Here is a 1183-nt window from a genome sequence, read left to right as displayed (position 1 = left end):
CGGCTCAGGCAACGGACCCGCCGCCGCCGCCACCCCACGCCAAAACTCAACATCAAACGGAACCTTGGTGAACGCAGCCGGCGTCACAACAGATTTTGCATACGATTCGCGAAGGGTCGCGTTATAGCTGTCCGAGGACAAAAATGCCCAAATCGCGGGTAGGTCATCTTCATTTCTTGGAACAATGGTCGGCGCCGCTTGGTCATAAAGTTCACCATGGTACAACGTACAGTTCAAAGCGCCCATCTGCGCCATAGTCACGCCGTTTTTCCCCCACGCCTCTCTACCCTTCACTAGACACCCCGGGCCCTCAACCATCGATCCGGCACCTTTTTCCCACATCAGCGCATACCGCCGACCGGAGTGCGGCGACGAATCATGTGGAGCACCTACAATCAATTCCCACCTGTCGTCATTCCACTGAATTTCCCAGAAATGTTTGAGATAGCGCGGCGAATCGCCAGTTTGCAAACCCACAAAGCATCGCGCATAGTCACTCAAAAACTCACTGGCGGCCTGACCTCGGGTTTGTATTCTCACGTCAATATTTGACAACTGCGACAACTGCGACCGGGTCTCCAGCTCTTTAACTCTCAGGCCAATGCTTTTTTCAGCAGCATCGCGAAGCTCACTGACATCGATGGTTCGCATTGCACATTCTTCAATAGCACTGTTGCTCCAAATTCCAAGAAAAACATCTATAAAGCCACTTTTAGTTGCCTCAAAGGAGTTCAACCCTAGGACCGCAAGTGCGTCCCACGAAACCTCGCCCAGTAGAATTTTCCGCAATTGCGCGGAGGTAGTTAAATATAACCAGTTTTGCGGTGTGACAAACGCGCATGTGAGTGCGGTCCCCCTGGTCCCAAGAAAGCGCCGAAGCAGCATAGTAGCGAGATCGGCCTTAGCTTCCGGGAGACATTCGTCAGCGTAGCGCCGCAAAATTCCTCCGTGCTTGCCACGTTGGAGGTACGGGGGGTTAGTAGCGACCAGGGTGTAATCAGTTGTTAGCATCTCGGCGGAGCGCGCAATTCCCACTACGCTTTCGCCGAGAGCGGTTGGAGCGGGATCATCCTTGTCCTCCTCAGTCCGGGCAATCGCGTCTTGCAGTAGAGGGGCGACTTCGCTCCAGTCGATGGACTCGAGTCCCGCTTGCTCTGTCGCTCGAACTGGATCGATGAGACTG

General features: G+C 54.3%; 1 protein-coding gene. It reads right to left on the bottom strand.

The window, feature by feature from the left end:
• Window positions 1-1183, bottom strand: a 1183-nt coding sequence (locus ASG69_RS22775; RefSeq protein ID WP_200933815.1) for a hypothetical protein, incomplete at both ends; no start/stop codon positions are given.

The sequence above is a fragment of the Rhodococcus sp. Leaf225 genome, assembly GCF_001426145.1.
Classification (GTDB): Bacteria; Actinomycetota; Actinomycetes; order Mycobacteriales; family Mycobacteriaceae; genus Rhodococcoides.
The sequence above is the reverse complement of the archived record's forward strand: the minus strand, read 5'-3'. Positions and strand labels throughout refer to the sequence as shown.